Raw genomic sequence first — 6,729 nt, forward strand, 5'->3', positions numbered from 1 at the left:
GATGGATCACCCCCTGCCCCGCCGTCTGCGCATCCTGGGCCGGTTTCTCTGGCCGGATGCCGAGACCCGCGCCTATGTCCGGCTGCTGCGGCGAAGCGCGTATTTCGACCGGGCCTTCTATCTGGCCTCGAACCCGCGCCTGCGCTGGCTGTTCCGGCTGGCGCCCGAGCGCCATTACGCGCTGTTCGGCGAGGCGCTGGGGCTGAGCCCGGCGGCGGAGTTCTCGCCGCGGGCCTATCTGTTCCACAATCCCGATCTCGACCCGGCCCGCACCCGGGCCCTGCTGCATTACCTCGGGACCGGGCAGGCCGAGAACCGGACCGCCCTGCTGCCGCCGGGCGGCGGAGAGAGCGACGGGGTGACCCTGCCCCGGATCGGCCCCGGGGATGCGCCGCAACCGGGGGCGGATCACGCGGTGGTTCTGCATCTCTATTACCCTGAGATGTGGGGTGATTTCGCCCGGGCGCTGGCCGGGCAGCACTTTGACTTCGATCTCTATGTCACGCTTTGTGGCCCGGCCGGGGCGGATGAAACCCTGCGGGCGCGGATCCGCGCGGCGTTTCCCCGGGCGCGGATATGGGTGTTTCCCAATCGCGGGCGCGACATCCTACCGTTTGTACATCTGGTCAATTCCGGCCTGCTCGCCCGCTATCGGGCGGTGTGCAAGCTGCATGGCAAGAAATCGCCGCACCGGGCCGATGGCGATCCCTGGCGCAGGACCCTGGTGGAGGGCGTGCTGGGAGACCCGGAGGTGATCCGGCGGCGTTTGCGGGCGTTTCTGGACCGGGACGACCTGGCGCTCTGGGTTGCCGATGGCCAGCTTTGCCGCGGGACCGACTGGTGGGGCGCGAACCGGCCCCGGGCCGAGGCGTTGCTGGCCCGGGTCGGGGAACAGGCCGGAGAACTGGTCTTTGCCGCCGGTTCGATCTACTGGATCAAACCCGCCCTGCTGGACCGGATCGCGGCCCTGGGCCTGGGTGCCGCGGATTTCGAGCCGGAACAGGCGCTGGTCGACGGCACCACCGCCCATGCGATGGAGCGGGTTCTGGGATGCCTGGCGACAACCGCCGGGCTGGGCCTGTGCGAGGCGCGCGCGCTGGACGCCCCCGCCCCGCCACGGCCCGACAGCTAGGGGCGGCACGATGGCGAGACTTGTCCTGCATATGGGCGCCTACAAGACCGGCACCACCTACCTGCAACACCTGTTCCACCTGAACCGGGACCTGCTGGCGCGGGCCGGGGTGATCTATCCGCCCACCGGCGACGGCTATGCCCAGCACGGGCTGACCGCGCTCTGGCTGGATGTGCCCGAGGCGCTGCAGGCCGCCGGGGCCGCCGGTGGCGCCGAGGCGCTGTGGCAGGAGCTGGACCGCCATGCCCGGGGGTCGGGCACGGTGCTGCTGTCCTCGGAACTGTTCTCGCATTGGGGTGCACGGCGGGTGGATCTGGCGGATCTGGCCCGCCGCCTGTCCGGGTTCGAAGAGCTGCGGCTGGTCTACACGATGCGGCGGCAGGCCGAGCTGGTGCAATCGGTCTGGCTGCATCAGGCCCGCAACATAGGGCCGCGCGCGATCCATCCCTATGTGCGGCGCGCCTTTGACAAGCGCATGGCCAGCGGGGTCCGGATCGACCATGCCAGTGTCTATAATACCCTGATCGGCCATTTTGCCCCCGAGCAGATCCACCTGGTCGATTACCATCAGGCAAGCGCCGCGCCCGGCGGGCTGGCGCAGGTCTTTCTCGATCTGCTGGAGACCGGGCTGGCGGCTGGCGAGCTGCGCCAGCCCTCGGCGGATCAGGGCAATATCTCGCCCGAGCCGCTGGTCTATTACCTGGCCAGCCTGATTGCCGGCCCGGACGAGCGCCCCCCGGCGGAGATGTGCGCGCGGATCGCCGAGAGCCTGCGTCAGGGGCGCGGCCCGGACCGGCCCACCAGCCTGCTGGCGCGCTATGAATACGTCAAGTTCCGCAGCCGGTTCGCGCCGGGCAATGCCGAGCTGGCCGCGCGGGTGCAGCCGGTGCAGCCGGGCTTCTCCTTCCAGGAGGCCGATCCGCCCGCGGACATGCTGTTCCGCGACGATATCGGTGAGCATGACTGGGCCCGGCTGGCCGCCGCGCTCTACCGGATGCCGCCAGCCCGGAACCGGCCCGGCCGCGGATGGGCCTGGTTCCGGCCCTGAGGCAGGCGGGTTTCCGGCCCCTCCCGCTTCACCAGACCTTAATCTGTTTTAATAGAATGCTGTCGAGAAGCCTTGCTTTCGCCATGTTTGAAAGAGGCCGCGTTAATCTCTTTTAACAATCCTGAGCTCGTGCGTGGGGGCGCATGAGTGGGATTGAAAAATGGGGGTTTTGTCGTTTGTCCAGTCGATCTGGACAGCCGATTTTCCTTTGCTCAGCCAGGTGGCGCGGCTGGATGTGTCCGATGCGGGCGGCACGCCGGTGCTGATCCTGCAGGACCCGGTCACCCGGACGCAGAGCGAATGGCAGCTGGGCAGCGCCCTGCTGGACACGGGTGCGGTGCGGACCCGGGATACCGGGCGCAACGCCACGCAGGTGGAGATCGAGATCGAGGGCGGCAGCCACCGGCTGGACCGGGCCACGCTCTTGCGCCTGATGGAGAGGGAGGGCAGCGGCCAGGTCTATCTGGACGAGACCGGATTTGCCGGGGATCTGCTGGCCCTGCATGTGCGGCAGGTCGGCGGCCAGGCCTATCTGGTGGCCGCCCGCAGCGCCGGGTCCGGGGCGGCGGTCTATCGGCTGGATGCAAATGGCGTGCCGACCCAGCCCTCGACGGTCTCCGACAACAGCGCCCGCTATCTGGGCGGGGTCTCGGCGATGGACGGGATCACGCTGGATGGCCGGGCCTTCGTGGTGACGGTCTCGGCGCTGGAAAGCGGCGTCAACCTGCTCGAGATCCGGTCGGACGGGCGGCTGCGCCAGATCGACAGTTTCGGCCGGGGCGAGTTCCTGCCGATCAACCGGCCCACCGCGGTCGAGGTGGTCGAACAGGGCGGCCAGGCCTTTGCGCTGGTGGCCTCTTATGGCAGCAACTCGCTGACGGTACTCGAGATCGGCGCCGATGGCAGCCTGCGCTTTGTCGATCAGGCGCTGGACACGCTGGGCACCCGGTTCGCGGGGGCCGCGGCGCTGGACACGATCACCGTGAACGGGCAGGTCTTGGCCGCCATCGCCGGCAATGATGGCGGGCTGTCGCTGTTCCAGATGCTGCCGGGCGGGCGGCTGGCCCTGCTGGACAGCGTGGTGGACGGGATGCTGACCGCGCTGGACGGGGTGCGGCAGCTGCGCTTTGTCGAACGGCCGGGCGGCATCGACCTCTTTGCCCTCTCCGCCCGCGACGCCGGGCTGACCCGGTTTCAGCTCGACCTGGGCGAGGTGGGCATCACCGCCCGGGGCCGCGACGGCACCGCCGGGCGCGACGTATTGACGGCGCTGGACGGCGGCCAGCGCCTGTCGGCGGGGGCCGGGGACGACATCCTGATCGACGGTCAGGGCCGCGATACGCTGACCGGGGGGGCGGGGGCAGATCTGTTCGTGATCTCGCCCGATGCCGAAAGCGACCGGATCGAGGATTTCAACCGGACCGAGGACCGGATCGACCTGTCCGGCTTCGGCTTTCTGACCGATCCGGGCGGGCTGCGGGTGCTCTCGGCAACGGGTGGGGCGTCGCTGCGCTGGGGGGACGAGATCCTGACCATCCGCAGTCATGACGGTCGCAGCCTTACCGCCGACGACCTGAAGGGGCGGATCCTGTTCAGCGACGGCCGGGCGGTGATGCCGCCCACCCTGCCGCTGCTGGGCGATGCGGGCAACGACACCTTCATCTGGTCCGAAGGCGCCGATACCATCGACGGCGCCGCCGGGGTGGACACGATCAGCTATGCCAATGCCCCCACCGCCGCCATCGTCGACCTGGCCGACAGCGGCGCCAATGCGGGGGCGGCCCTGGGCGACACGCTGCGCAATATCGAGGCGGTGACCGGGTCGCGCCACAATGACCGGCTGAGCGGTGACGATGCCGCCAACACGCTCTCTGGCGGTGCCGGCAACGATCATATCCGCGCGCGCGGCGGCTGGGACTGGATCGTGCCGGGCACCGGCAAGGACACGATCGATGGCGGCACCGGGCGCGACATGGTCAGTTTTGTCGACCTGCCGGACCGGGCCGGACGCAGCAATACCGAATTCCTGCTGCATCTCGACCTGGAGGCCGGCACCGCGCAGACCTCTGCGGCCAATACCTATCGGCTGATCTCGGTCGAGCGGGTGACCGGCACCATCTATGCCGATTACATGAAGGGCAGCGCCGGCGATGACGAGTTGCGGGGCCTGGGCGATTACGACTGGTTCGTGGCCACCCCCGGCAACGACACGCTCAACGGCGGCAATGGCAAGGACATGGTCTCTTATGTGGACTGGCAGGGCGCCCGCGACGTGGTGGCGGGATCGGTGTTCGGGTCGGGCGCGCCGCCGGCCACCCGCGATGTCGCCGGGGTGGTGGTGGACCTGGCCGATACCGCCAGGAACAGCGCCCTGGCCAACGGGCACAGCTATGTCAGCATCGAACGGATCACCGGATCGAGCTGGCAGGACGTGTTCCATGGCGATGGCAATTCCAACGATTTCCGGGGCTTGGGCGGCTATGACTGGTTCGTGGGCTCGACCGGCGGGCGCGAGCGCTATTTCGGCGGCGACGGGGTCGATACGGTGACCTATTACCGGTCCACCTCGGGGGTCTCGGCGGCGCTCAACAACGGTGCCCGGGTGGCGGGACAGGAGACCGGGCGCGGCACCGGCGGCGATGCGGCGCTGGATCTCTATTTCGAGATCGAGAACCTGATCGGTTCGCCTTACGGCGACCGGCTGGGCGGCAATGCCGGGCGCAACCAGCTGTCGGGCCTGGCCGGCAACGACGCCCTGTTCGGATATGGCGGGATCGACTATCTCAAGGGCGGCCGGGGCAATGACACGATCGATGGCGGCGGCGGGTCGGATTACGCGCTCTTTGACGGCAACCGGGCCGAATACCGCCTGGCCCGCACCGCCGACAACGCGGTCACCGTTCGCGGGCCGGACGGCACCGACAGGCTGATCGACGTGGAATATTTCCGTTTCGACGACGGCGATATCCGGATCTGGGATCTGGAGTTGTGAGGCCTTTCCGGCACGTTCCGGCCCCACATGGCCCGCTCCCCTGTTATCCGGGGGGCCGTTAGCATAGAGTTAGCGCGCCCAAGGCATATAATCGACATATTGCTCCCTTAGGAGACCGCCCTTGCCGCGGGACAACCGAACACGATCCGGAACGACCAAAAAACGACCGAGCAGGAGACGACAGACATGGCAGGCGCAGAAGGGCTCAGCGGGGCCACACATTCATTGCTGGGAGCGGTGGCCAGCCAGTTCACGCGCAGCGGCGTGGTGGAATACTCCTTTGCCCCGGCCCTGCAGCCGGTTGACAATCCCGAGAATTTTCCCGGTGGTTCCAGCGTCACCCGGGCCTGGACCGCGGCGGAAAAGGCAAGCTTTCGGGCGGCCGCCCAGGATCTCATGGACGTGGCCAACATCACCCTGCGCGAAACCTCGAACGCGGCCAGCGCCGATATCAACCTGCAAATCGTCCAGGCTGTTCCGGGTGGCTTTTCGGGCTATGCCGGCGGCAATATCTTCGTGGTCGAAAGCGCCGACGCCTCGCTGCTGACGCATGAGCTGTCCCATTCCTTTGGTCTGGGTCATCCGTTCGATACCGGGTTCAACACCCTGACGCTGCCGGGTGTCACCAGCGTCTCCTCTCCGGGGGATTTCGGCTTCAACTCCATCTATTACACGGTGATGTCCTACCAACAGGGAGAGGTTCGGGAATTTCCCAATGTGAACGTGGCGCTGCCGACCTCGCTGATGGTGCTCGATATCGCCGGGCTGCAATCGATGTACGGGGCCAACACGACCCACAGGACCGGCAATGATGTCTATGAGATCCCCTCGGAACTGGTCGCGATCTGGGACGCCGACGGCACCGATGCGATCGATTTCAGCGCCAGCACCGGCCCCGCGGTGATCGACCTGCGGGCGGCGACGCTGCGGACCGAGGCCGGCGGGCTGGGCTGGGCCTCGCTGTCCGACAGCTCGACCTCGGCGCGCAGTGTGGGCGGCTACATGATCGCCTACGGGGTGACGATCGAAAACGGTATCGGCGGGCGCGGCAATGACCAGCTGACCGGCAATGGCGTGGCCAACCGGCTCGAAGGCGGCGCCGGCAACGACACCCTGACGGGAGGAGCCGGCAACGATACCCTGATCGGCGGCAGCGGCACCGATATCGTCCGCCTGAACGTGGCCTCGAGCGAGACCCGGATCGAAACCACGGATGCCGGTCTGATCCTGGTCTCCTCCGAGGGCCGCGATCTTGTGCATCGCGATGTGGAGCAGATCAGGTTCAGCGACCGGACGATCAGCTTTTCCGTGCTTCAGGCGCAAACCCTGCCGGAAGCGATCACCGGGACGGATGGGGGCGAGTCTCTGTCCGGGACCTCTGCGGCGGAACGGATTGAGGCGCGGGGCGGTGCCGACTGGATCACGCCGGGGGGTGGCAATGACACAATTGATGGCGGGGACGGCAACGACATGGTCTCGTTCATCGACCTGCCCGACACGCCGGGGCGGACCAATCTGCAGTTCCGGCTGGATGTCGACCTGGAGGCTGGCACCGCG

The 6,729-nt window shown here is 67.9% G+C and carries 4 protein-coding genes; all 4 read left to right on the forward strand.

Features of this window, described 5'->3' with window-relative positions:
• Window position 1: 1 nt before the first annotated feature.
• Window positions 2-1,132, forward strand: a complete 1,131-nt coding sequence (locus tag AC2FNA_RS23430; RefSeq protein ID WP_496830746.1) for a rhamnan synthesis F family protein — start codon at window positions 2-4, stop codon at window positions 1,130-1,132.
• Between the two features lie 10 nt (window positions 1,133-1,142).
• Window positions 1,143-2,180 (forward strand): hypothetical protein, encoded by a 1,038-nt coding sequence (locus tag AC2FNA_RS23435; RefSeq protein WP_496830748.1) that lies wholly within the window; start codon window positions 1,143-1,145, stop codon window positions 2,178-2,180.
• 160 nt (window positions 2,181-2,340) lie between these two features.
• Complete coding sequence (locus tag AC2FNA_RS23440) at window positions 2,341-5,172, forward strand: calcium-binding protein (protein ID WP_496830750.1); 2,832 nt, start codon at window positions 2,341-2,343, stop codon at window positions 5,170-5,172.
• 186 nt (window positions 5,173-5,358) lie between these two features.
• Window positions 5,359-6,729 (forward strand): M10 family metallopeptidase C-terminal domain-containing protein (locus tag AC2FNA_RS23445; protein ID WP_496830752.1); only part of this gene is annotated, 1,371 nt, incomplete at its 3' end.

Source organism: Ruegeria sp. YKSD163 (assembly GCF_059612905.1).

What these genes read in the sequence shown, in the direction of transcription:
- AC2FNA_RS23430 (WP_496830746.1), top strand. Translation starts at nt 2, where the DNA reads ATGGATCACCCCCTGCCCCGCCGTCTGCGCATCCTGGGCCGGTTTCTC.
- AC2FNA_RS23435 (WP_496830748.1), top strand. Translation starts at nt 1,143, where the DNA reads ATGGCGAGACTTGTCCTGCATATGGGCGCCTACAAGACCGGCACCACC.
- AC2FNA_RS23440 (WP_496830750.1), top strand. Translation starts at nt 2,341, where the DNA reads ATGGGGGTTTTGTCGTTTGTCCAGTCGATCTGGACAGCCGATTTTCCT.